A 23,945-nucleotide genomic window follows, 5' to 3' on the forward strand; every position below is an offset into this window, starting at 1 on the left:
CTGATGCTATCGATGATAGTCATGCGCGCTCAGTTGATCAAGATCGCAATTATTGATATATCATTTCCATTTTGTTGATGATTGGATGGTCATGGATACCTTGCGCAGCATGCGCGTGTTTCGCGCCGTGGTGGAGCTGGACAGTTTTGTGCGCGCCAGCGAACGCCTGGATCTGTCGCCGGCCATGGTCAGCAAGCACGTGATGCACCTGGAGCGCCACCTGGGCGCGCGGCTGCTGAACCGCAGCAGCCGCCACCTGAGCCTGACGGAAATCGGCAAAGTGTATTTTGAACAGTGCCGCGACATGCTCGACAATCTCGACGAGGTGGAAGCGACGGTGGGCCGCACGACGGTGGTGCCGCGCGGCATGCTGCGCCTGAGCGCCCCCGTCTGGTTCGCCAACGCCATCTTTACGCGCACCCTGGCAGCCTACCGCGAACGCTTTCCGGAAGTGACGTTCGACATCGATTTGAGCGGAAGAGTGGTCAACCTGGTGGAAGAGGGGTTTGATCTGGCCCTGCGCGTGAGCCAGGCGCCGTCGCCGACCCTGATCGCGCGGCCCATCGGCAGCATCGCTTTTCACCTGGTGGCCGCGCCCGCCTACCTGGCGCGCGCGGGCCACCCGCAAACGCCGCAGGACCTGGCGCGGCACGCCATGATCAGCTATTCCTTGTTGTCAAATGGCAATGAACTGTCTTTCGACGGGCCGCAGGGACACGAGACGGTGAAGTTCTCGCCCGTGCTGCAATGCAATAACGAAAGCTTGTTGCACGCGGCCGCGCTCGACGGCATGGGCATCGCCCTGCTGCCGTCGTGGCAGACGGATGCCGACCTGGCGGCGGGGCGGCTGGTGCGCCTCTTCGATGATTTCAAGTTGGCGGGCGGCAAGGTGTACGCCGTCTACACCAGCCGCCGCTACCTGTCCTCGAAAGTGCGCACCTTCATCGACTTCCTGGCCGATGAAGGACGCCTGGGGGCTTGATTACGCGAGCGAGCGCTTGACGTCGATCAGCGCGAACAGGCGCGCGCGCGGCCGTCACTACCAGGCCCGCCCACAGCAGCAAGCGCCATTGCAGGGCGGCGCGGCTGGCCCGTGTCGTGGAAGTGGCGCTCATACGATGGCAATCAGGGAAAGGAGGTATTGGAAGGCGGCGGCAAGGTCGACGCTCCAGCGCCGCGCGGCGGATTTGTCGGCCTTCAGGGGGCGGCTGTCATCGAGTTTGTTGACGTCGAGGTAGTGCACGCGGTCGGGATCGAGTTCCGCCGAGACGGCCTTCACGGGCTTGCTCCAGGTGTGGCGCTGCCACAGCTGCTCGTTGTCCCACACCACGCGTTCGGACGTGCCGTCGGCGAACTTCAGCAGCAGCACCTGCGGCACGGGTGCGCCGCGGCGGCGCAAGACCACGCTGGTCAGATAGGCATACGGGCCCTTGCCGGACTTGGCGTCCGGATGCGCCTTGTCCCACGCCGCGCCTACCTTTTCCTCCTTTTTTTCCAGCGCTTCGGCCGTATGTTCCACGCCTGACTCCCACGGTGACTTGTTGATTTTTACATGTAGTGGGCTGCGCCCAGGATCGCCGGGCGCAGCTTGATATACCTGCAAAAATTACAAATAAGCAATGAATTGTGCAAGCAGCCCCGCTGGCTGTTGCGGCGCCACGCGCCGTGCGTATAATGATTCGCTTTTGCCATCCAACTCTTCCACTACCGTGCGTTCGCGCTGCGGTGATGCCTCAAGCCTGCCGCCATGATGCCTGCCCCTCCTGTCCTGACCATTGTCACGCGCGCCTTGCTGCTGTGCGCCCTGGCCATGCCGGCGTGCGCGCAGGATGGCGTGGATGGTGGCGCGGCCGGCGTCACGCATGGCGATTTGTCCGCCGAACTGGCGCAGGGCGGCCAGCACAGCGTGCGCGGCGCCCTGTCGCGCGAGCAGGGCGGCATGACGCTCGACGTGGCCATGGATGGGCTGCGCAATGGCAATTACCGCGATGGCAGCGTATTTCACCAGCGCGGCGTCAACGGCGGCGCGGAATGGAAGGTGCGCCAGGGCCGCTTCGGTTTCAGCGCCGACCAGCTGAACCAGGACACCCGCTATCGCGCGCCCGAGGCGCCGTTCCTGGCCTTGCTGGCGGCCCGCCCGGAAGACCTGTACCGCTATGAGGTGCGGCGCGCCAGTGCCTTCGTGCAGCGCTATGTGGGCAGTTTCGAGCTGGGCGTGGAACTGTCGCAGCGGGAAAAACGTGCCACGGCCCAGTATGCGGGCGAGGACGGCAGCAGAGAATCGCGGTACAGCAGCCGCCGCCGGCAACTGGCGCCGCGCCTGCGCCATTACGGCAAGGTGGGCGGCGTGGGCACGGATACGGAAGTGGGCCTGGATCTGATGCAATGGCAGCGGCGCTCGGGCCGCGATGGCGATGGGCAGCGCCGCCAGTACTCGCGCGCGCTGCTGCTGCGCGAGGAACTGGCCTTCGGCGGCGCGTATGCGCCGCGCCTGCTGCTGGGATTGCGGCATGAACAGTTCCAGCTCGATCCGGCCGACATGCCCGCCGGCGGCAGCGACTGGGAAAACCAGAATGCCTGGGACTTGCAGGGCAGCCTGCAACTGCGCCCGCAACTGAGCGTGTACGCCAAGGCCGCGCGCAGCTACCGCATCGACGACGATGGCTATACCAGCGCCGGCTACCGCCCCCTGGCGGGACAGTTGCGGCGCGAAATGGAAGTGGGCGCCACCTTCGGCGACGCGGCGCGCAGCGTTTCCGTGCGCGTCTTCAGCGAGCGCCTGAGTAACCAGATCGTCTTCGACCAGAGCCTGGGCCAGCTGGGTTTTGCGGGCAACCTCGACCCCTCGCGCCGCGACGGCATCGCCATCGAGGCCAGCATGGCGCTGGCGCGCGACTGGCGCCTCGACGCTCAGTTGCGGCAAGTGCATGCGCGCTATGACGATTACGCCTATGACGGTCCGGATATCGCCCTCGTGCCCAAGACCCTGGCCAGCCTGCGCCTGTACTGGACGGGGCAGGGCGGCGCCAGTGCCGATGTGGGCCTGCAATGGCTGCGCGCCCTGCGCTATGGTCCCGACTTCGCCAGCAGCTGCCTGGCGCAAGTGCCCGCGTTTGCCAGCGTGGACGGGCGCTATGTGCACAAGCTGGGCGCCTGGGAGCTGGAACTGGCCGGCAGCAATCTGGCCAACCGTCGCCATTACGGCGATGCGCCGGGCTGCCGCTCCAGCATTTACCTCAAGGATGCGCGCCAGCTGCGCGTGTCGGCGCGCTACCATTTTTGAGGCGCAAGCGCGGCGGGGCTTAAATACGGCTTAAGCGGGCGCAAAGCGGGACGATAAACACGGTTTTTTTCCGCCGGGGCGTCATCGCCTGGCGCAAAAAGTGGTAATCTCGCCCCGTTCACGACCACTTTTGATGAAGGATTATTATGCGTTTTCTGCGTTTCTTGCGTCCCCTGCTTGCCGCCGTCACTCTGGTGGCGGCCACCGGCGGCGCCATGGCGGCCGATACCGGCTTTACCACGCTCCCGACGCCAGTGCGTACGGACACGGGCAAGAAGGTGGAAGTGGTGGAGTACTTCATGTATTCCTGCCCGCATTGCTACGCGCTCGATCCGCTGATGCACGACTGGGTCAAGAAGCAGGGCGACAAGATCGCCTTCCGCCGCATCCACCTGGCCTTCTCCGGCCCGAAAGACCCGCAGGCGCACGCCTATGCCACGCTTGAGGCGATGGGCCAGCTGGAGCAGTTCCACGACAAGATATTCCGCGCCATCCACGTCGAGCGCAACCGCCTGAACCGCGATGACGCCATCCTCGACCTGCTGGTAAAGAATGGCATCGACAAGGCGAAATACCTGGACATGTTCAATTCCTTCGGCGTGCAGACCAAGCTGAAACGCAACGAACAGCTGATCACCGCCAGCAAGATCGACAGCGCGCCGACCATCGTCATCGACGGCCGCTTCGTCACATCGCCGTCGCAGCTGTCGCGTCCGGGCCAGTCCGAGCCGCAGACCCAGGCGGCGACCCTGCGCGTGATGGATGAACTGGTGGCGCGCGTGCTGAAAGAGCGCGCCCCTGCGCCAGCGAAGAAGTAAGCGGAGCGCATCATGAAACAGCTGCCCTGGACCTTGTGCGCGCTGGCCCTCGCCCTCGTGGCGTGGCTGGCGATTGCCGTCGTCAACGTGGAAAACCAGCGCAATGCGCTGGTCACCAAGGCTTGCGTGGATCCCGCGTTCAAGAACGAGGTCGACGCAAAATGCCTGGCGTCCGTGCAGTCGCGCGAGCACTGGTGGCAGCATCTTGGCTATGCCATGACGCACTTCAGGTCATAGAACGCCGGATACAATCGACTGTGCGTCGCGCTTTGCGGCCACCAATCACTGCTGCTCGCTACGATTTTCTCCAGCGTTGTGACGATGAGGGACGGATAGGCAAACTGCCCGCTTTGTGCGGGCTTTTTTACGTCTGCAGGTTGCGGGTATCATGAAACCACAACCGTCGAGGAAGGGCAATGAAGGAAGTGATCCTGATTACCCGGCATCAACTACACGGAGATCCACGCCTCGGGCGGCCAGCCGGAAGAAATCGCCGGCGACATCCTGTATCTGCCGGGGCCGGGCGCCAGCTATGTGACGGGCAGCATCCTCGACGTGGCGGGCGGGCGCTAAAGGTGACGCTTTGGCGGGCGCGGCCTTGGGCGGCGCCGAATGGGGCGTGATCACCACGGTGCAGGTAGTGCCGGCCACCAGCAGTTGCCCCTTCGGCTGCTCGTCGATGTGGATGCGCACGGGCACGCGCTGCGCCAGGCGCACCCAGTTGAAGGTGGGATTGACGTCGGCCAGCAGTTCGCGGCCCGTGGCGGCGTCGCGGTCGGTGATGCCGCGCGCGATGCTTTCGATGTGGCCGTGCAGGGTGCCGCCGCTCATCAAATTCATTTCCGCCTTGTCATCCTGCGCCAGCATGCCCAGCTTGGTCTCCTCGAAATAGCCGACGACGTAGTATGAGGCGCTGTCGATGACGGCCAGCTTGGCCGCGCCGACGGCGGCGAAATCGCCCTTGTGCACGTTCAGGTTGGTCACGTAGCCGCTGACGGGCGCGCGCACGGTGGTGCGTTCCAGGTTCAATTGCGCCAAGGTGCGGGCGGCCAGCGCCGCCTGCACTTGCGATGAGGCCGAACTGGCCGCAAAGGCGGCGCTTTCGCGGCTTTCCGTCGAGATGATGCTGGCGTCCAGATTGGCGCGGCGCTGGGCTTCCTTGCCGCGGCGGCCCAGTTCCGTTTTTTGCGTGGCCAGCACGGCGTCGGCTTGCGCCAGCGCGCTCGCATAGCGTTCCTTGTCGACGACGAACAGGATATCTCCCTTGTGCACCACCTGGTTGTCGCGCACCAGCACGTCCGTGACGGTGCCGGCCACGTCGGCGCTGATGTTGATGATATCGGCCTTGATGCGCCCGTCGCGCGTCCACGGCGACTCCATGTAGCGGTCCCAGACGGTCTTGCCTATCCACAGTGCTGCGGCCAGGAGCAGCAAGGTGATTGCATAGCGGGTCAGTTTGCTTACCATGTCGGCAGCCTTTCCTTGATTGGGTTGAACAATTTTTTTATGTGCGCGTTATTTGTACAGCGACAGGGCCAGCGCGCCGAAGATGGCGATGAAGATGCACAGCCGCGCCAGCGACGGGTGCCACACCATGCGGTACACGCCCAGCCAGCCCAGCACGCGGTCGAGCAGGGTTTGCAGGCCGATGCTGAGGATGAACAGGGGTAGCAGGGTGGGAATCAGAATTCCGAACAGGGCGAATTCACGCGGCATGGTGGTCTCCGGCGCCAGGCGCCATATGGTCGAGTAATGAGGTGTAGATGGAATGCAGGTCGGCCAGCGCCGTGTGCAGACGCGCGCTGCGTTCGGCGGTGGCATCGACTTCCGTCTGGGCTGCGCGCACCACGGCGCCCGCCTGCAGGGTGGCCGCCAGCGCCGCCTGCAGTGCCGTGTCGCTGCGCGTGCGCAGCCAGGCGGCGATATGGTTCACGCATTGCTGCAGCGCGTGGCGCGTGGTGCCTGGCCGGGCGCTCGCGATCAATTCGCGCAATTCGATCACCGAGTGGCCGATTTCCAGCAAAGTCAGGGCCTGGCGCACGACGGCGCGCGTGGCCTCGCCCGGTGCCGGTCCGGCCGCCGCATTGAGCTGGCTGAGCAGGTCGCGCACGCGGTTGTCGAAGCGGTGTTTTACGCGCCGCGCGGGCGCCGTGCATGCATGCAGCGCTTCGCGCCACAGGGCCCGGCCGATATGGTCCTTGTGGCCCATGGTGTGCTCGGGCAGCAGCACGGCAAACACGAGGGCGGCCAGCATCAGGCCGACGATCAGGGCCATGCCCGTGTTCAAAAAGGCCGCGCCATCGATATGCATCACATTCGTCGGCGCCATCTGCGTGATGAAGGTCGACACGCCCAGGCCCACGCCCAGCTTGGCCGGATTCGTCATCAGATACAGGCCGACGGCCAGGAAGGGTGCAAAACTCAGTACCAGCATGGGAAAGCCGTCGCCGTGCACCAGCACGAAATACACGCAGACGAGCGCCAGCGGCATGGCGATCAAAAAGCCCGCCAGCACTTGCCGGATCATCAGGATGGGGCGCGGCGAGGACGAGGCCAGCGCGCAGAACACGGCCGCCATCAGCATCGCCGTGCTGGCGTAGGGCCAGGCGAGGAAGTAGGCGCCCAGGGCCAGCAGGGCCAGGCTGATGGCCGCGCGCGCGCCGCTGGCGATCACCAGCGCGGGCGGCGTCTTCGGCGCATACGCCTGCGGCGTGCTCACTTCCAGCGGCGTATCGTGCGCCAGGCTGAAATACACTTCGTGAAAGCGGCTCATGTCGCGCGCGAAGCGTTCCAGCAGCTCGCACACGGTATCGAAATCGATGCGCTGCGCATGCACGATGGTCGCGCTATCGATGTCCGCGCGCGCCTGGCCCAGCGCCGTTTGCAGATGCTGCTGCATGGTGTCGAGCGAGCCTTGCGAAGGCGTGCCCTGCAGCGCTTCTGCGACGATGGCGTACAGGGGCGCGCAGGCTTGCATGACTTGTGTCTCGCCATCGCGCTGCAGGCGGTCGAACAGGCGATGGAAAGTATAGAAGGTGGTCAGCGCTGTCATGAAGGTGGCGTTGAAGGCGTGCAGCTTGCGGTTTTGCGCGCGCACGTGACTGACCTTGCTGGTGACTTCGAACAGGGCGGCCGAGCGGCCCTGTTCCAGCGCCGCCACGTCGGCGGCAAACTGCAAATGCGTCAGTTCCACCTGCGCCGGCGTGAGCTTTTGCTGCAGCACGTCCTGGCAAAAGGTGAGGAATTTGCCATAGCGGGCCTGCACCGTGCGCATCACCTGCGTGCCCTGGTGGCGCGGCAGTAGCACGCTGGATACAAACGCCGAGCAGATGATGCCCAGGCTTACTTCTGCCACGCGCGTGACGGCCAGCGCGAATACCTGCATCGGCTGCTCGATGGCGGGCAGAACTATCATGCAGGCCGTATAGCCGGCCAGCACGTACACATACGACTGGGCGTTGCGGTGCAGGGCCGAGCCGCTCGTGCACAGGCCAACCCACAGGGCCAGGCCGGCGAACAGCAGCACGGGCTGCTGCGGGAACAGACCGATCAGGGTCAGCGCGGCCGTGCACCCGAGCAGGGTGCCGCACAGGCGGTAAAAACTTTTTTCCAGCACCATGCCGCTGCTGGGCAGGGCCAGGATGATGGTGGTGGTCATCGCCGTGCTGGGCGAATCGAGTCCCAGCCGGTAGGCCAGCCACAGGGCGCAGAACGCGGCGATGAGGGTCTTGCCGATGTAGATCCAGCGTTCGCCTTCCGTCGTGCGCCAGTCCTGCAGCGCCAGCGCCAGCCAGTGGGCCGCCCGGGTCAGGGGGCCATATGTAGGTGTTGTTGCTGTGGCTGGCGTCATCGATAGGCGATCAGTTCTGGCTGTTGAGATTGTTGAGATTGCGCAACTGGCGCATGTACAGTTTGTCGAGCACTTGCAGTTCTTCTTCCGTCAACCCTTCATACAGGGCCGAGGTTTCCTGGTACACGTCCGGCAGCGCCGTTTCGATCAGCGCGCGGCCTTTGTCGGTCAGCGAAATCATCACGGAGCGGCGGTCGCCGGGACGCGTGCCGCGGTGAATCAGCTCGCGCGCTTCCAGGTCGTTGCACACGCGCGTCAGGTTGGCCGGTTTTTCATGGCAGGCCATGCCCAGGGTGCAGGCGTTCGAGGTTTCGTCGTCCGTGCCGTACAGCACGGCCAGCACCATGTAGCTGGCATCGACCAGGTCGTGCTTTTTCAGCGCGGCATTGGTCAGATCCTTCATGCCTTTTTGAATGTGGTACGTCATGCGCAACAGGCGCATCAGTTCCATGGGGAAGCCTGGCATGCGCGTGCGGATGTTTTGCAGCCGCTTGGAGGTGGCGTCAAAAGCGGTCATGTCAATTCCTTCATGTGTGAATAAAGTTCCGATTGTATCTTGTTGGGTTAGGGCAATGCCAGGATTGCAAGCTTAGATGCCGCCTCCCAGTGCATTCATCAAGGAAACGTACAGATCGAGTTCGCGTGCCCCATTTTGCGCCTGCTGCTGTTCTTCCGCCAGCAGCGCCACTTGCGTGTTGAGCATGTTGATGGCGTCGCTCATGCCTGCCTTGTACGCCTTTTCCGCCAGGTCGCGCGCGCGCTGCGCCGTGGCCAGCGCCTGCACGGTCAACTGGTGCTGCTTTTTCAGCGACTGGGCGCGCGTGACGGCGTTGGCCACGTCCGACATGGCGTTGATGACGCTGGCGTTGTACTGCTCCACGGCGCCATCGTACACGGCCGTCTGGCTGCCCAGCTGGGCGCGCAGGCGGGGGCCGGCAAAGATGGGCAGGCTCAGCGCGGGCGAGACGCCGCGGATGTCCGAGTTGGCGTCGAGAAAATGGCTGAAGCCGAAGGCCTGGAAGCCGGCGAAGGCCACCAGGTTGACGTTCGGGTAAAACTCGGCCCTGGCAGCGTCGATGCGCTGCGCCGCCGCTTCCACTCGCCAGCGCTGGGCGGCGATGTCGGGCCGGCGGCCGATCAGGTCGGCCGGCAGGGCGGCGGGAATGGCCAGCGGCTGGTCCAGGCGCAGCACGGGGCGCGTGAACGCCGAGCCGGCTGCCGGGCCCTTGCCTGCCAGGGCCGCCAGCTGGTTGCGCAGCAGGGCCAGCGACTCGGCCGACTGCTCCAGCTGGCGGCGGCCTGCCGGCAAGGTGGTTTCGATCTGCGCCACGTCGATGTCCGTGCCGATGCCGGCAGCCTTGCGCTGGCGCGTGATGTCGAGGATGCGGGCGCGCTGCGCCAGGCTGCGTTCGATCACGTCCTGCAGCTGGAATTCATACGACAGCTGGATGTAGGTGCGCACCAGCGCCGTTTCCAGCGCCAGGCGCGCCATCTGCGATTCGGCCGACGCCATCCGCACGTCGCCCAGGGCGGCGGACAGGGCGGCGCGGTTGCGGCCCCACAGGTCCAGGTCGTACGAAGCGGTGACGGTGGCCTGGTTGCGCCAGGCGTAATTGCCGGCCAGCGGCGCCGGCGTGCTGCCGTGCTGCGAATACAGTTCGCGGTTGATGGAGACATTCGCGTCCGCCTGCGGGCGGGTCTTGTCTTCAAACGCGCCGGCCAGCGCCTCGGCCTGGCGCACGCGTGCCTGGGCGCCGCGCAGCGTGGGGCTGTCGGCCAGTGCCTGCTCCATCAGGCGGTTCAACTGGGGATCGTGCAAGTCTTGCCACCATTGCGTGCGCGGCCATTGTATGGCGGCGCTGGCGGCGGCATCCATGGCCTGGCTCGCTTGCAGCTTGTTGGCGTCGAGCATGGCCGATTGCGGCGCGATATGGCCCATGTCGGCGCACGCGCTCAAGGCAAGGATCAGGCTGGCGGCAAGCAAACGGCGGTGCAGGGACATGCAGGGACTCCGGAAGGTGGTGTTGGGGTGCTGCTGACAGCTCGCCGCGGTGAGCGCCGGGAGTGGCCCGGGTGCTGCGCCGCAACTGAGGTGTGTTACTGACTGACTGAAACCGGCTGAGTGGTTTCTTATTTCACGACGTGCTTGGCCGTTTGCGCGACATCAAAGTCCGCTTCCGTTTGCGGGATCAGGCCAGCCTTGCGGGCGGCGTAGAACTCGGCCATGACTTGCTCGCGCGTCACCTGGCTGGCGGCGGTGGCCGGCGTTTTCGGGTAGTCGACTTCGCTGGTGGCGATGTCGCCGGCGTTGCGGGCACGGGCGTATTCGGCCGTGACGTCAGCGCGCGTGAGTTGCTGGCTGGCAGCGGCAGGTGCGGCGCTTTGGGCGAAAGCCGAAGTGGCGGTGGTGATGGCAAACAAGGCTGCGATGAGTGATTTGGCTTGCATGATAAGACTCCAAAATGTGCATGATGGCTGGGTGGATGGGCCGGATCGCCACTTACCGGTCGGTTCGGCGGCATGGCGCTGGTGGGCGCCATGCCGCCGATGAAGCAGTTTCTGGATGAGAAGATGCTTACTTGAATTAACTATATCAATGAATAGTACATTTGTGAAGTAATTTATGAAAATAGTTGTGCGATGCCGCATTTCCACAAGGAAAATGCCGTGCAGGCGTGCGCCGCTGGCCGGGCCAGGGGAGTAAGCTGGTTTTTTGATCAACGGGAGTCAGCCATGAGCAGCAGCACACTCGATCCGGACAATTTGCCCGTCACCCCCGACCGCGTCCTGGGCAGCGGCCATGGCAAGGGCGCGCTCGGTCCCAGCGACAGTTCCGACAGCGGCAGCGACATGCAGGGCGTGCCGGGCCAGGACCCGGAAGAGCTCGATAGCGACAGCGATGCGGCCGGTACTGGCGACCGGGCCGGCGTGGAGCCCCACAACGCGACATCCGACGGCAGCGACATCGACGTCGATCATGTGGAGCGCCTGGTACCCGCGCCGCCGGCAGAAGGGGACGATGACCAACCGCGCGCGCCGCAGGCGCCGCTGCCGCGTCCCTGATGGCGGGTGGCGGCGCATGGCCGCCACGAATTACCGCCTCTCCTGCGCCATCAGCGTAAAATATGGGCACGGCGGCGTGCGCGCCGCCATGGCCAGCCGGCCGGCACAGGATAGGATGTCACAGGATGCAAACGCAGATGTCGGAAGAGAAAGAAAAAGACTTGATGTTGATGTACCGCGAGACGCGGCCGCGCGAGTTTTTTGGTGAAAAAAGTAACACCAATCACCTGGCGTGGAGTGTGCTGGTGGTCTTGCTGGCGCTGACGTTCTGGCTCGTCGTGGCCCTGGCGGCGGCGGAAAACCAGCGTTATGCCTTGGAAACGAAGGCTTGCCAGGATCACGTGTTTCCTACGGAAATCGACTCTTCTTGCCTGAAACAGGTCAAGTCGCGTGATCACTGGTGGCAGCACGTGGGCCACGCGCTGGTGCGCATGGGCGCCTGAGCCGGGCGCTGCCGGCGCCACCACTTTTTGGCGTGTCGCACGCGCATCGATGTGCCGCAAGGGCCACGCCAGTTGCTACACATCAAGGATGTCGGCCATGGCGGCGCGCAGGTGGATGTGGGTGTGTTCGCCACGCCCGAACGGCGCTGGCAGGTGGCGCAGGAACTGCTGGCCCTGCTGCCGCCGCCAGCGCCGCCCTGAACGCTTTACACGGCCCGCGACGGGCCTTCCCACAGATTGATATGGCCTTCGCGCGCCTGCACGTCGATGGCGGCCAGCTCGTCGGCCGTGAACGACAATTGCTGCAGCGCGGCCACGTTTTCGCGTATTTGCGCGCTGCTGCTCGCGCCGATCAGGGTCGAAGTGACGCGGGGATCGCGCAGCACCCAGGCCAGCGCCATCTGCGCCAGGGTTTGCCCCCGCTGTGCGGCGATCTGGTTCAGGGCGCGCACGCGGGCCAGGTTTTCCGCGCTCAGGTGCTGTTGCGTCAGCGAACCGCCGCCGGGGCGGTTGACGCGCGCATCTTGCGGCACGCCATCGAGGTATTTGTCGCTGAGCAGCCCCTGCGCCAGCGCCGTAAACGTGATGCAGCCCATGCCTTGCTCTTGCAGGGTATCGAGCAAACCGTCTTCCTCGATCCAGCGGTTGAGCATATTGTAGGCCGGCTGGTGGATCAGACACGGCACTTTCCACTCCTTCAGCAGGGCGGCGGCCTCGGCCGTTTTTTGCGGCGAATACGACGACAGGCCCACGTACAGCGCCTTGCCCTGCTGCACGGCGCTGGCCAGCGCGCCCATGGTTTCTTCCAGCGGCGTGTCGGCGTCGTAGCGGTGCGAGTAAAAGATATCGACGTAGTCCAGGCCCAGGCGCTGCAAGCTCTGGTCCAGGCTGGCCAGCACGTATTTGCGCGAGCCGCCGCCCTGGCCGTACGGGCCCGGCCACATATCCCAGCCTGCCTTGGTGGAAATGATCAGCTCATCGCGGTACGGTAAAAAATCGTCGCGCAGCAGCTTGCCGAAATTGCTTTCCGCGCTGCCATACGGCGGGCCATAGTTATTCGCCAGGTCGAAATGCGTGATGCCCAGGTCAAATGCGGTGCGCAGCATGTCGCGCTGCGAAGCCAGATTGTTGCTGTCGCCAAAGTTGTGCCACAGACCTAGTGACAGCAACGGCAGTTTCAGCCCGCTGCGCCCGCACGTGCGGTATGGCATGCTGTCGTAGCGGTTCTCGGCGGCGTGGTAGGTCATGGCATCTCCTGTTTGAGTGAATCGCTTATTTTCGCGCAAAATCAAAGTGTGCGTGCGTGCGCCTTGCGCGCGACCGGGCGCGCCTTACAATGGGCGTTGAGGAGTCTCGCAAGGAGCTGTCATGGAAATCGAATTGAAATTGTTGCTGGCGCCGCAAGACGCGCCCCGCCTGCGCGCGCATCCGCTGCTGGCGCAGACTGCGCAAGGAGAGGTGCAAGTGCTGCAGATGCACGATATCTATGTCGATACGCCCGATTTGCAGCTATGCCGCCATCAGGCGGGCTTGCGCGTGCGTCAGGTCGATGGGCGCTGGGTGCAGACATTGAAGGCGGGCGGCAGCGTCAGCGGCGGCTTGCACAGCCGCCACGAATGGGAGGGCGAAGTTCCCGGGCCGCAACCGGATCTCACCGCGCTCGATGCGGCCATTGGCCGCAAGCAGCCCGTCCGCGCGCTGCTGCGCCAGGACGCCATCCGCGACGCCTTGCAGCCCGTGTTTACCACGCGCATCGAGCGCACCGTATGGCAGTTGCGCACGCCGCAGGGCGACCAGATCGAATGCGTGCTGGACCAGGGTGTCATTGAAAGCGGCGCGAACGGAGTGGACGGGGCCTTACGCAGCTTGCCCGTCAGCGAGATCGAACTGGAGCTGAAGCAGGGACAAGCCGCCAGCCTGTTCGAGGTGGCACTGGCCCTGCTGCAAGACGTGCCGCTGCAGCTGGGCCACATGAGCAAGGCGGAGCGCGGTTATCGCCTCGTAGTGCCGCAGCCTTTGCGCGCCGTCAAGGCGCAGCCCCTGGCGCTGGACGCGGCGATGTCGGTGGAGCAAGTGTTCCTGGCCATCGCCGGCAATTGCCTGGAGCAAGTCAGCGGCAACCAGGATGGCGTGGCGGCGGGCGAGGATGTGGAAAGCGTGCACCAGATGCGCGTGGGACTGCGCCGTCTGCGCTCGGCGCTGGGCATGTTCAAGTCCCTGCTGGCGCTGCCGGATGCCTTGAAGAGCGAACTCGGTTGGCTGGGCGGTGCGCTGGGCGAGGCGCGCGACTGGGATGTGTTGGCTGGCCATACCCTGGCGCAACTCGATGGCGAGGCGCAGGCAGATGCGGCGGCACTGGCGGCGGCGGCGCACGCGCAGGCGCGGCTCCAGCATGTGCAAGCGGCCCAGGCCATCACCTCGGCGCGCTACACGGCCTGCATGCTGGGCTTGCAACGCTGGCTGCAGGCGCGCGCCTGGCGCGACAGCTGCTCGACGCGCCAATTGCGGCGCCTGGACGCGCCTATCTGCCCGTTTGCCCGCGCTACCCTGCGCAAGGATCTGCGCCGCCTGTTAAAGCGGGGAAAAGACTTGCCGCGGCTGGCGCCGCCGGCGCGCCACCGGGTGCGCATCGCGGCCAAGAAGGCCCGCTATGCCGTTGAATTTTTCGCATCCCTTTATGACGCCGGGCAAGTCCGGCACTACGTGAAGCGGCTATCCATCTTGCAGGACGAGCTGGGCTGGCGCAACGATATCGAGGTGGCGGACGGCTTGCTGCGCGCGCTGGCCGAAATGCAGCCTGATCTGCTGCCGCAGATCGCCTATGTGCGCGGCTTCCTGGCGGCGCAATTGCAGGGCGGCGCAGGCAAGGCGCTGGTGCGGCCATGGCGGCGCTTCGCGGCCGCCCCTTTGCCGTCGAAGGGCAGCATCGGGCAGGCCTGACAAGCTTGCCGTGCTCGCGGCCTTGACTATATCTGACGCGGGCTCTACTCAAGAGCGCAGACGGCGCTGAGCATCGCTGCATGGCGCAGCATGCGAGCGGCGCTGCACAAACTTTTCCAGGTCCGTCAGCGTCAAGGGGCGGCTGAAGAAGTATCCCTGATAGGCGCGACAACCGTAGCGCGCCAGGAAATCACGCTGTGCCAGCGTCTCGACGCCCTCCGCGATGACTGCGATGTTCAGGCTGCGAGCCAGGGCGATGATGGTTTTGGCGATCGATGCGTCGCTAGGGTCATGCGTCACGTCGCGGACAAAAGACTTGTCTATTTTCAACTGGTCCAGAGGCAAGCGCTTGAGATAGGCCAGGGAAGAATAACCTGTGCCAAAATCGTCGAGCGAAAAACCGACGCCGTGCGCTTTGATTGCGGACATCTTGGCGATCACGCTGCCGACGTCGGACACCAGCAGGCTCTCGGTCAGCTCAAGCTTGAGACGATGTGGGTTGGCGCCGCTGCAGGTCAGGGCGAACAGCACCTGATCGACAAAATCGTCCTGGTTGAACTGGCGCACGCTGACATTGACCGCGATGCTCAGATGGCGCATGTCGGGCTGTCCGGCCCAGGCGACCAATTGTGCGCAGGCCGTTTCAAGCACCCATTGTCCCAGCGGCAGGATCACGCCGATCTCTTCGGCCAGCGCAATGAAGTCGCTAGGCGGCACCAGTCCGCGTAGCGGGTGTTGCCAGCGTACCAGCGCTTCGACGCCGGTAACGCCCCCATGGTGGTCGATTTGGGGCTGGTAGTGGAGTATCAACTGCTGGCATGGAATGGCGTCGCGCAAGTCCGTTTCCAGCGCGGCCCGCTCCAGCATGGCCACCTCCATGGCGGGATCGAAGAAGCGCAAGGCATTGCGTCCCACCGCCTTGGATTTGTACATGGCCAGGTCCGCCTGCTTGAGCAGATCGTCGATGCTGGTCAGATTGCCCATGAAGAGCGTCGCGCCGATGCTCGAGGTGCTGCGGTGAGTAACCTGGTTGAGCCAATAGGTCTGGCTCAGTTCCTGCAGTATCTTGTTGCCGACGATATCGACCTGGGCTGCCGCCTGTTCCGCATTCACATGCAGGTCCGTCAGCATGACGACGAACTCATCGCCGCCCAGGCGGGCCACGGTGTCGCCAGCGCGCACGCAGCCGACCAGGCGCCGCGCGACTTGATTGAGCAAGAGGTCACCCATGTCGTGCCCAAGCGTGTCGTTGAGTGTCTTAAAATTGTCCAGATCGATGAACAGGACGGCGCCATGGTTGCCGCTGCGCAGGCTGGCCTTCTTCGCCTGCTTCAGGCGGTCCAGCAGCAAGATGCGGTTGGGCAGCTTGGTGAGTTGATCGAAGAAGGCCAGTTGCTGTATTTGCTTCTCTGTCTTCTTGCGCTCGGCCCGCCGCAAGCGGTGGCGTTTTTGTATGATCAGCAGCCCGAGCGTGCTGAAGATGGCGACCAAGCCGAACAGGACGCTTTGCGCATACAAGCTGTGGCGCCACGGCGCGAACAAGACCTCGGTGTCGCGGCTCACGGCGATGCGCAGCGTCGCCCCGAAGAGGGCCGCGCTCGATGGCACATAGCGCTCGGCGACCATGCGCTGCTCGTCGGCGCCGCGTGGTAGCCCGGGCATCCGGGCGTCAGTCCGGCGTGTAGAAGCCAGGTACAACTGGCCGTCTTCGCGTGAGATCGAGCTATGGACATCGCGCGCATAACGAATCGAATCGAGCAGGTCGGAGAAGTAGGCGGGCGCCAGGCTGACCATGACGACGCCGCCAAAGCCGCCCTGAAACCCGCTGATGCGGCGACACAGGCTGATCGCGCCGGGAGCGGCGGTGTTGCCAGGCGGCGCGCTAACGTGCAGCAATTGCGGATCGGCGAGTCGCATGGCTTTCTGGAAGCAATCGTTTTGCCGGAAGTTTTTGTCCGCCATGCCGGCGTCGCTGCCCGCTACCACCTGCCCGTCAGGACCGATGACCAGGATGGGGCGGATGCCGATCAGCGCATCGTTGATCACTTTGAGCGAGTGATTCGCCCGCTGCAGGTGATCGCCTTGCGCCTGCCAGGCCGCCAGTTCGTCGATGATGCTGTCGATCACGCGCTTGCTCAACTTCAATTGTGGCGTTAAATTCTTTTCCACGATTTCCGCCTGCATCGCCAGTCGCTCGTGTTCCTGAGTATCAATCCGGTGATATTCCTCGTACTGGGTGAATCCAATGAAGCCGGCCAGTGCCGACAACACCATGGCGTGGATCAGCCATTGCTGGAAAAAGTGTTCATTTTTAATGTGCTGCGGTGCGGACATGGAAGGTAGGGGGAGGTTCTGGCGCGGCAGCCCGTTGCCACTGGCTTGCTTCGGCCAGGATGGCCACATGCTTGTGTTGCAAATGAGAAAGTGTAGCGGGGCATGCATAAGCAAAATGTAAATTGCTTGGTCGGGCACGTAAATGTTTCGTAAATTCCGGACATATCGTCCCGCTGCCATTTGCATGCGCAGTGCCAGAAGGGGGGGATCTACCTGGCAGGCGCACAGTGCCGGCCTGGTCCAACTTGGCCTGCCTTACATGCTGATGTGTATCATGCGTTCACATGTAAAAAAGGAAGTTATTACCTTGCGGTAAAAACTTCCTTTGGGAAAATATGACAATTTTCATGTCATATTCTCATGTCAAAATGTCGTTGACGTTGACAAGAGAAATGCGCTTACGCGAAGTTCTTGGCAACGAATTCCCAGTTGACCAGGCCCCAGAACGTTTCCACGTACTTGGCGCGCAGGTTGCGGTAGTCGATGTAGTAGGCGTGTTCCCAGACGTCGCAGGTCAGCAGCGGCTTGTCGCCGGTGGTCAAAGGGCAGCCGGCGTTCGAGGTGTTGACGATGTCGACGGAGCCGTCGGCTTTTTGCACCAGCCAGGTCCAGCCCGAACCGAAGTTGCCCACGCACGATTTGGTGAATTCTTCCTTGAACTTGTCGAACGACGACCATTTGGCGTTGATCGCGTCAGCCACGGCACCCGTAGGCGCGCCGCCGCCGGCCGGCTTCATGCCGTTCCAGTAGAAGGTGTGGTTCCATACTTGCGCTGCATTGTTGAAGATGCCGCCCGACGATTTCTTGATGATCTCTTCCAGCGACAGGTTCTCGAACTCGGTGCCCTTGATCAGGTTGTTCAAGTTCGTTACATATGCCTGGTGATGCTTGGCATAGTGGTATTCCAGGGTTTCTTTCGAAATATGCGGCGCCAGAGCGTCCATTTCATACGGCAGTGGTGGCAGAGTATGTTCCATGTGATGTCCCTTTGTGGTGAGTGTTCGGAGTCTTCCGGCCCGGGGCCGGAGGGTTGAGCCTGCGTGCTTGAATCAAGCATTCTTGCTGAACGAGCCACTATTGTAAAGCGGATGCGCCATTGCTGCAGATTCCGGCACGCGTCGCAGATACTGCTGGCGTAGTGATTCTCGTTTAGCTTGCATCGGCTGGAAAAGCCCCCCATCGCAGGCCTCAGCGGATGGTGAAGCGCGCATAGCCCGTGTCTGGCAGGCCATCGAAGACGCCACGCAGGCTGGCGTCGAAGCAGGGGCTGGACATAGCTTGCCCCGCAGTGCCGATGCTCCCCTGGCGGCCTCTTTTACTCTAACGTCGCCTGCACGCTGGCGATGCCGATCTGCGCGCTGCCTTCGGCCAGGCGCACATTGACATTCTGGCGCGCCTGCAGCTGCGCCGGCGAGCGCACGATGCTGCCTTTTTCGTCGCGCAGGATGGCGTAGCCGCGTTCCAGGGTGCGCTGCGGATTCAACAGCTCCAGCTGCGCCGCCAGGCCGTCGAGGCGGTGGCGCCGCTGGCCTAGCTGCTGCGTCATGGCCGCGCCGCAGCGCCGCTGCATTTCCACCAGGCGCGCGCGCGGCACCGTGACGTCGGGCCGCAAGGCCGCCCAGCGCGCACGCAGGCGTTCCAGCGCGTACTGTGACTGGTTCACGGGCGCGCGCGCCGCATGCGTCATGGCCGTCGACAGGGCCAGTAGCTGCAAGCGCTGCTGCTGCAACTGCGCCTTCGGGTTGAGCAGGCGGCGGCTGTGGCGATCCAGCGTTTGCGCCGCATCGTCGAGGCGGCGGCGCATGGCGCGGCGCAGGTCGGCCGCATCGGCGCGCAGGGACGCCATCCAGTCGGCGCGCGGCGTGGCCGCCAGTTCGGCCGCCGCCGTCGGCGTGGCCGCGCGCAGGTCGGCCGCGAAGTCGGCGATGGTGAAATCGGTCTCGTGGCCCACGCCGCTGATCACGGGCATGGAGCAATCGGCGATCGCATATGCCACGGCTTCATCGTTGAATGACCATAAATCCTCGATGCTGCCGCCGCCACGGCACACCAGCAGCACGTCGCACTCGGCCCTGGTTGATGCCGTGCGGATGGCGTGCGCGATTTTTTCCGGCGCCTGCTGGCCCTGCACGGGTGTGGGGTAGAGGATGATGGAGACGTGCGGCGCGCGGCGCTTGAGCGCGATCAGCACGTCGCGCAGGGCCGCCGCCTGCGGGCTGGTGACGATGCCGATGCTGCGCGCGAACATGGGAATGGCGCGCTTGCGCTCCTGCTCGAACAGGCCCTGTGCGGCCAGCTTTTCCTTCAGGCGCTGGAACGCTTCATACAGTGCGCCCACGCCGGCGCGGCGGATGGCTTCCACGTTGATCTGGTAATCGCCGCGCGCGCCGTACAGGGTGACGAGGGCGCGCACTTCCACCTTGTCGCCTTCGCGCGGCGTGAAACCGGCAAACTGGGCGCGGCCGCGGAACATCACGGCGCGCACCTGGGCGCCGTCGTCCTTCAAGGTGAAGTACCAGTGGCCGGACGCGGCGCGCGTGAAGTTGGAAATCTCGCCGGCGATCCAGGTCAGGGGAAACGAGCGCTCAAGCAGGCGCGCGACGGCCTGGTTCAGGGCGCTGACGGTCAGCACGGGCGGGGCGGCAAAGCCGCTGTCAGTCGGGTTGTCTGTCATCATCAAGCTGGGGTAGGGAAGGATATGTCCACATATTATCGGCGAGGTCATGCTTATGTCATATATCGCGCAAAACAACAAGTTCTATTTCTAAGTATTTGATTTCATGATGAATTCCCGTATGCCTGATTTGCGTGCAGAGGGAAAAAAACCTTTAATATCAAGCACATCAGTGTAGCCCCTGTCACTTACGCACAAAGTTATCCACAGAAATTGTGTGGAACTTTTTGCCTTGGACAATTGTTGCCGGACAGGCCACTTTCGGTAAAGGATAATACCCTGCTACCTTTTTGCGCACGGAAATAAAGTATATAGGAATCAAGCGCTTAGTATGCGATGCATGGCCTTGCGCACAATCTTATCCACAAAAAATGTGCAGAACTCTGGCGCAGCGCCGGATTTATCCACTGAAACGTCCATGGCATGGCTTGCCTGAATTTTGCGCAGCATAAAAATAAGCATATAAATCAAGGGTGTAGCATCTCCCCGTACGCCTTGCTCACAATCTTATCCACAGAATGTGTGCAAAACTGCGTAAACCGCTACACCTGTTAGCCTGTTTATCCACCGCGCGACCAGGCCGCTGCACTGCCTCATTTTTCAGCATCAAAAAAAACTCCTTTAAAATCAACGCTCTTCCAGGGAGTTAATCCGCTTGCTCACAATCTTATCCACACTTTATGTGTGGAACTGCTTTTGCGGTGGAAAACTGCCGTATTGAAGTGAAATAGGACGCTGAAAACTGTGCTTTTCAGCCAGTGCCACATTTTTATGCATGGCAATAAAAACGATATAAATCAATGTACTTGGCGCCTATCCGTGCGCTTGCACACAATCTTGTCCACAGATTGTGTGCAGAACTTTGACGGCCGAGATGGCGCGTATGGCGCGCCCGCTGCCACTTTTTTATGCATTGATTTAATTTCCTTTAAAATCAATGACTTAATTTGATTCGTCGGCTTTGCGCACAATCTTGTCCACAGTAAATGTGCAGAACTCTTCAAGTATTAATTTATTGATATTGACTGCTGTCGATAAGCTGCCATGCCTGTATTTTGCGCAGTGTGATAATCTTCATGTAAATCAATGGCTTGCATGCTGGACTTCATGCTTGCTCACAATCTTATCCACACAAAGTGTGCAAAACTGTGCACCGGTAGCGCGCGCCCGACGCGCGGTGTGGACAAGTGCCATGCGGGCGCCACTTGCCGCCGGCGCGGCAACGCGCTACATTGCGCCATTCCCGCGCGGACGTAGAATCGTCCTGCGGCGCTCGGTACAATACAGCTTGTTCGGGCGATACCATCGCCTTCCCTTTACCAGGAGTTTCTTTTGCTCGCTATATTTCAAGCCGCTGGCTGGCCCATCTGGCTGTTGTTGATCGCTTCCATCGTCGCCCTGGCCCTGATCATCGAGCGCCTGCTGTATTTGCGACGCGCCAAGATCCTGCCCCGCAAGCTGTTTGATGAAGTGGTGCAGGTGTATCGCAGTGGCAAGATCACGCCGGATACGCTGGCCAAGCTGGAAGACAATTCGCCACTGGGCGTGGTGCTGGCTGCCGCCCTGCGCAATGTCGACGCGCCGCGCGAGGTGATGAAGGAATCGATCGAAGAGGCGGGCAGCGGCGTGGCCCACACGCTGGAACGTTTCCTGACGACCCTGGGCACCATCGCCACCCTGGCGCCGCTGATGGGGCTGTTTGGCACCGTGGTGGGCATGATCGAAATCTTCGGTTCGCAAAACGCCAGCGGCTCCAATCCTGCACAATTGGCCCACGGTATCTCGGTGGCCTTGTATAACACGGGCTTCGGCCTGGCCATCGCCATGCCGGCCCTGGTCTTTTACCGCCACTTCCGCGCCCTCGTCGACAGCTTCGTCATTGACATGGAGCAGCAAGCGGTCAAGTTCGTCGACATCGTCCACAGTGGCCGCAAATGAACTTCCGCAAAGGCAAGGGGCGTGAAGACCCCGAAATCAACCTGATCCCGTTCATCGACGTGCTGCTGGTGATCCTGATCTTCCTGATGGTCAGCACCACCTACAGCAAATTCACGGAGCTGCAGATCACCTTGCCGACGGCCGACGCCGAGCAAGCCAAGGACAAGCCGCAGCAGATCGACGTCACCATCGATGCCAAGGGCAATTACACGGTGAACCGCGAACCCGTCTCCTTCCGCGACGTGGCCGGCCTGGCCGACGCCTTGCAGGATGCGGCGAAGGCGGCCAACGGCGGCAAGGCGCCCGCGCAGACGCCCGTAGTGGTGGTCAATGCCGACCAGTTCGCCATGCACCAGATGGTCATCCACGTGATGGAAGCGGCGCGCCTGGCCGGCTATGAAAAGCTGACGTTCGCGGCGCAGGCGGGCGGCAAGTAAGTTCTTATTCAACCCCAATTGAAGAGCCGGGGTCAGACCCGCCGGGTCTGACCCCGGATTTTGCACCTGGGGTTATTTTTTATGTCTGCCCCCATGCCCACACCTTCCCCCGCCAAGCTTGAAACCACATTGACCCGCGCCTGGCTGACGCGCGGCCCGCTGGCGTGCGCGCTGTGGCCTGTCTCCCTGCTGTTTGGCGCCCTGAGCGCCGTGCGGCGCGGTCTGTACCGGGCCAACCTCCTGAAATCGGCGCGCCTGCCCGTGCCCGTCGTCGTCGTCGGCAATATTTTCATTGGCGGCACCGGCAAGACGCCGCTGACCATCTGGCTGGTACAAGCCTTGCGCGAGGCGGGCATGCGCCCGGGCGTCATTTCGCGCGGCCATGGCAGCGCCGACCGGCTGCCGCGCGCCGTCAGCGCTGCTTCCACGCCGCAGCAGGTGGGCGACGAACCGCTGTTGATCTTCCAGCGCGGCGGCTGCCCCGTGATGGTGGGGCGCGACCGCGCGCAAGCGGGCAGGGCGCTGCTGGCCGCGCACCCGGACGTCGACGTGCTGGTGACGGACGACGGCTTGCAGCATTACGCCTTGCAGCGCGACGTGGAAATCGTGCTGTTCGACGGCCGCGGCGCCGGCAATGGCTGGTTGCTGCCGGCGGGGCCTCTGCGCGAATCGCCGCGCCGCCGGCGCGATGTGACGGTGATCAATGCGCCCGAGCTGGCGCCGTCACTCGTGGCCAGGGTCGCGCCGCAGGGCGGGCTGGTGGTGCAGATGCTGCTGGCCGGTGGCGTGGCCGAACGCATGGTGAACCGCAGCGAGCGCATGCCTTTGACGACCCTGGCCGCTGGCGGCCAGCGCATCGTGGCGGCGGCCGGCATCGGCAATCCGCAGCGCTTCTTTGCCATGCTGCGCGGCGCCGGATTGGATTTTACGGAACTGCCCCTGCCCGATCATCATGACTTCCTCGACCAGCCATTTGCGGCACTCGACACGGATGTGATCTTGATCACCGAGAAGGATGCAGTAAAATGTGCGCAAATTGAATATCTCAAAGATGACCCGAGACTGTGGGTCGTCCCCGTCAGTGCGCGCATCGATAGCGCGCTGGCCCAACAAATTGTGGAGAAATGTCGTGGACGCTCGACTGCTTGATATCCTGGTCTGCCCTGTTTGCAAGGGTCCGCTTGAACTCGACAAGAAGGCGCAGGAACTGATTTGCCGCGCCGACCGCCTCGCCTATCCTATCCGCGATGGCATCCCCATCATGTGGGCGGACGAAGCGCGCACCCTGCAAGACGCAGTGGAATAACGATGGCGTTCATCGTCATCATCCCGGCCCGCCTGGCCTCAACGCGCCTGCCGGGCAAGCCGCTGGCTGACCTGGGCGGCAAGCCGATGGTGGTGCGCGTGGCCGAGCAGGCAGCCCTGTCGGGCGCCGCGCGCGTCATCGTCGCCACCGACCATGACTCCATCCGCGCCGCCTGCGCCGCGCATGGCGTGGAAGTGTGCATGACGCGCAGCGACCATCCGTCGGGCACGGACCGCATCGCCGAAGTGGCGCGCACGCTAGCTTTGCCGCCGGACGCCGTCGTCGTCAACCTGCAGGGCGACGAACCCCTGATCGATCCGTCCCTGCTGGCCGCCTGCGCGGCGCAGATCAGCGCCACCGTCCCCATGGCCACCTGCGCCCATCCGCTGCACGATGTGCAGGATGCGTTCAATCCGAATGTGGTCAAGGTCGTGCTGGACAAGAATGGCCGCGCCTTGTATTTCTCGCGCGCGACGATTCCGTGGCACCGCGACGGCTTCGCGCAATCGAAAGACAAGCTGCCGGCCGGTTATGTGCCGCTGCGCCATATCGGCCTGTATGCGTACAGCAATGCGTTTTTGCAAGAATATCCGCAATTGTCCGCTTCGCCGCTGGAAGCCATCGAGGCGCTGGAGCAGTTGCGCGTGCTGTGGCACGGTGTTGCCATCGCCGTACATGTGACCGATAGCGCGCCAGCAGCCGGTGTCGACACGCCGGAAGATCTCGAACGCGTGCAGGCGCACTACGGCGCCCTGTAAGCGCTACCCGCGAAACGGCAGGCATGCAAATAAAGTTTTGTGTGCCTGCAGTAAAAACCACATTTTGAAACGTGCGCCACGCCAATTGCTGGCTTTGATCA

At 63.2% G+C, this 23,945-nt stretch carries 23 protein-coding genes and 2 pseudogenes; 14 read left to right on the top strand and 11 right to left on the bottom strand.

Annotated features, from left to right (window positions below; translation table 11 throughout):
- Nucleotides 1-91 precede the first annotated feature (91 nt).
- Nucleotides 92-982 (top strand): LysR family transcriptional regulator, encoded by an 891-nt coding sequence (locus ACQ4WS_RS04210; RefSeq protein ID WP_436473931.1) that lies wholly within the window; start codon nt 92-94, stop codon nt 980-982.
- Between the two features lie 129 nt (nt 983-1,111).
- On the opposite strand, the gene ACQ4WS_RS04215 is transcribed toward ACQ4WS_RS04210, so the two are convergent.
- Nucleotides 1,112-1,519 (bottom strand): hypothetical protein, encoded by a 408-nt coding sequence (locus ACQ4WS_RS04215; RefSeq protein WP_436473933.1) that lies wholly within the window; start codon nt 1,517-1,519, stop codon nt 1,112-1,114.
- Between the two features lie 228 nt (nt 1,520-1,747).
- Between ACQ4WS_RS04215 and ACQ4WS_RS04220 the strand changes: the two genes are divergently transcribed.
- The 4 genes and pseudogenes from ACQ4WS_RS04220 to ACQ4WS_RS04235 all read left to right on the top strand — a co-directional run.
- Nucleotides 1,748-3,283: a TonB-dependent receptor domain-containing protein gene (locus ACQ4WS_RS04220; RefSeq protein WP_436473935.1), complete on the top strand. Its 1,536-nt coding sequence runs from the start codon at nt 1,748-1,750 to the stop codon at nt 3,281-3,283.
- Nucleotides 3,284-3,429: 146 nt separating this feature from the next.
- Entirely contained in the window at nt 3,430-4,101 is a 672-nt protein-coding gene (locus ACQ4WS_RS04225) for a thiol:disulfide interchange protein DsbA/DsbL (protein WP_436473937.1), read from the top strand.
- A 12-nt stretch (nt 4,102-4,113) separates the two neighbouring features.
- Nucleotides 4,114-4,338: a hypothetical protein gene (locus ACQ4WS_RS04230; protein WP_436473938.1), complete on the top strand. Its 225-nt coding sequence runs from the start codon at nt 4,114-4,116 to the stop codon at nt 4,336-4,338.
- Between the two features lie 201 nt (nt 4,339-4,539).
- Nucleotides 4,540-4,674 (top strand): annotated as a pseudogene (locus tag ACQ4WS_RS04235) (NAD(P)-dependent oxidoreductase); the annotation flags it as partial.
- A 42-nt stretch (nt 4,675-4,716) separates the two neighbouring features.
- Here the strand turns inward: ACQ4WS_RS04235 and ACQ4WS_RS04240 are convergent.
- From ACQ4WS_RS04240 to ACQ4WS_RS04265, 6 genes and pseudogenes are all read right to left on the bottom strand, one after another.
- Nucleotides 4,717-5,568, bottom strand: a pseudogene (locus ACQ4WS_RS04240) (efflux RND transporter periplasmic adaptor subunit); the annotation flags it as partial.
- A gap of 48 nt (nt 5,569-5,616) precedes the next feature.
- Nucleotides 5,617-5,817: a DUF1656 domain-containing protein gene (locus ACQ4WS_RS04245; protein WP_070224633.1), complete on the bottom strand. Its 201-nt coding sequence runs from the start codon at nt 5,815-5,817 to the stop codon at nt 5,617-5,619.
- Nucleotides 5,807-7,951 carry an FUSC family protein gene (locus ACQ4WS_RS04250; protein ID WP_436473941.1) on the bottom strand — a complete coding sequence of 715 codons (2,145 nt, stop codon included), beginning with the start codon at nt 7,949-7,951 and terminating at the stop codon, nt 5,807-5,809. Before ACQ4WS_RS04250 ends, ACQ4WS_RS04245 begins: the two co-directional genes overlap by 11 nt.
- Before the next feature lie 10 nt (nt 7,952-7,961).
- Complete coding sequence (locus ACQ4WS_RS04255; protein WP_436473943.1) at nt 7,962-8,468, bottom strand: MarR family winged helix-turn-helix transcriptional regulator; 507 nt, start codon at nt 8,466-8,468, stop codon at nt 7,962-7,964.
- Between the two features lie 72 nt (nt 8,469-8,540).
- Nucleotides 8,541-9,953: an efflux transporter outer membrane subunit gene (locus tag ACQ4WS_RS04260; RefSeq protein WP_436473944.1), complete on the bottom strand. Its 1,413-nt coding sequence runs from the start codon at nt 9,951-9,953 to the stop codon at nt 8,541-8,543.
- 128 nt (nt 9,954-10,081) lie between these two features.
- On the bottom strand, nt 10,082-10,399 hold the full coding sequence (locus ACQ4WS_RS04265) for a DUF4148 domain-containing protein (RefSeq protein ID WP_436473946.1): 318 nt from the start codon (nt 10,397-10,399) through the stop codon (nt 10,082-10,084).
- 285 nt (nt 10,400-10,684) lie between these two features.
- Here ACQ4WS_RS04265 and ACQ4WS_RS04270 point away from each other — a divergent pair, with 285 nt between their 5' ends.
- The 3 genes from ACQ4WS_RS04270 (at nt 10,685) to ACQ4WS_RS04280 (ending at nt 11,658) form a co-directional block, all read left to right on the top strand.
- Nucleotides 10,685-11,014, top strand: a complete 330-nt coding sequence (locus ACQ4WS_RS04270) for a hypothetical protein (protein ID WP_436473948.1) — start codon at nt 10,685-10,687, stop codon at nt 11,012-11,014.
- 125 nt (nt 11,015-11,139) lie between these two features.
- The gene (locus tag ACQ4WS_RS04275) at nt 11,140-11,457 is read left to right on the top strand and encodes a hypothetical protein (RefSeq protein ID WP_436473949.1); all 318 of its coding nucleotides are present in this window, start codon (nt 11,140-11,142) and stop codon (nt 11,455-11,457) included.
- Between the two features lie 27 nt (nt 11,458-11,484).
- Nucleotides 11,485-11,658, top strand: a complete 174-nt coding sequence (locus ACQ4WS_RS04280; protein ID WP_436473951.1) for a hypothetical protein — start codon at nt 11,485-11,487, stop codon at nt 11,656-11,658.
- Between the two features lie 5 nt (nt 11,659-11,663).
- Here ACQ4WS_RS04280 and mgrA read toward each other — a convergent pair whose 3' ends face one another.
- Complete coding sequence (gene mgrA / locus ACQ4WS_RS04285) at nt 11,664-12,704, bottom strand: L-glyceraldehyde 3-phosphate reductase (RefSeq protein WP_436473953.1); 1,041 nt, start codon at nt 12,702-12,704, stop codon at nt 11,664-11,666.
- Between the two features lie 121 nt (nt 12,705-12,825).
- Here mgrA and ACQ4WS_RS04290 point away from each other — a divergent pair, with 121 nt between their 5' ends.
- Complete coding sequence (locus tag ACQ4WS_RS04290; RefSeq protein WP_436473954.1) at nt 12,826-14,397, top strand: CYTH and CHAD domain-containing protein; 1,572 nt, start codon at nt 12,826-12,828, stop codon at nt 14,395-14,397.
- A 48-nt stretch (nt 14,398-14,445) separates the two neighbouring features.
- Here the strand turns inward: ACQ4WS_RS04290 and ACQ4WS_RS04295 are convergent, their stop codons facing one another.
- The 3 genes from ACQ4WS_RS04295 to xseA all read right to left on the bottom strand — a co-directional run bounded on the left by ACQ4WS_RS04295 (nt 14,446) and on the right by xseA (nt 19,408).
- Nucleotides 14,446-16,869: a putative bifunctional diguanylate cyclase/phosphodiesterase gene (locus ACQ4WS_RS04295; protein ID WP_436473956.1), complete on the bottom strand. Its 2,424-nt coding sequence runs from the start codon at nt 16,867-16,869 to the stop codon at nt 14,446-14,448.
- A 260-nt stretch (nt 16,870-17,129) separates the two neighbouring features.
- Nucleotides 17,130-17,708, bottom strand: a complete 579-nt coding sequence (gene sodB, locus ACQ4WS_RS04300; RefSeq protein WP_071078930.1) for a superoxide dismutase [Fe] — start codon at nt 17,706-17,708, stop codon at nt 17,130-17,132.
- Nucleotides 17,709-18,046: 338 nt separating this feature from the next.
- Entirely contained in the window at nt 18,047-19,408 is a 1,362-nt protein-coding gene (gene xseA / locus ACQ4WS_RS04305; protein WP_436473957.1) for an exodeoxyribonuclease VII large subunit, read from the bottom strand.
- 1,329 nt (nt 19,409-20,737) lie between these two features.
- On the opposite strand from xseA, the gene ACQ4WS_RS04310 reads away from it, so the two are divergent.
- The 5 genes from ACQ4WS_RS04310 to kdsB all read left to right on the top strand — a co-directional run bounded on the left by ACQ4WS_RS04310 (nt 20,738) and on the right by kdsB (nt 23,844).
- On the top strand, nt 20,738-21,343 hold the full coding sequence (locus ACQ4WS_RS04310) for a MotA/TolQ/ExbB proton channel family protein (RefSeq protein WP_436473959.1): 606 nt from the start codon (nt 20,738-20,740) through the stop codon (nt 21,341-21,343).
- Nucleotides 21,340-21,780, top strand: a complete 441-nt coding sequence (locus tag ACQ4WS_RS04315) for an ExbD/TolR family protein (protein ID WP_215409757.1) — start codon at nt 21,340-21,342, stop codon at nt 21,778-21,780. The genes ACQ4WS_RS04310 and ACQ4WS_RS04315 overlap by 4 nt, the downstream gene beginning before the upstream one ends.
- Before the next feature lie 93 nt (nt 21,781-21,873).
- Nucleotides 21,874-22,929: a tetraacyldisaccharide 4'-kinase gene (gene lpxK / locus ACQ4WS_RS04320; protein ID WP_436473961.1), complete on the top strand. Its 1,056-nt coding sequence runs from the start codon at nt 21,874-21,876 to the stop codon at nt 22,927-22,929.
- On the top strand, nt 22,910-23,086 hold the full coding sequence (locus ACQ4WS_RS04325) for a Trm112 family protein (protein WP_101484295.1): 177 nt from the start codon (nt 22,910-22,912) through the stop codon (nt 23,084-23,086). Before lpxK ends, ACQ4WS_RS04325 begins: the two co-directional genes overlap by 20 nt.
- Nucleotides 23,087-23,088: 2 nt before the next feature.
- Entirely contained in the window at nt 23,089-23,844 is a 756-nt protein-coding gene (gene kdsB, locus ACQ4WS_RS04330) for a 3-deoxy-manno-octulosonate cytidylyltransferase (protein WP_436473963.1), read from the top strand.
- The last annotated feature ends 101 nt before the right edge of the window (nt 23,845-23,945 follow it).

The organism is Janthinobacterium leeuwenhoeki, from assembly GCF_051380795.1.
Classification (GTDB): Bacteria; Pseudomonadota; Gammaproteobacteria; order Burkholderiales; family Burkholderiaceae_D; genus Janthinobacterium.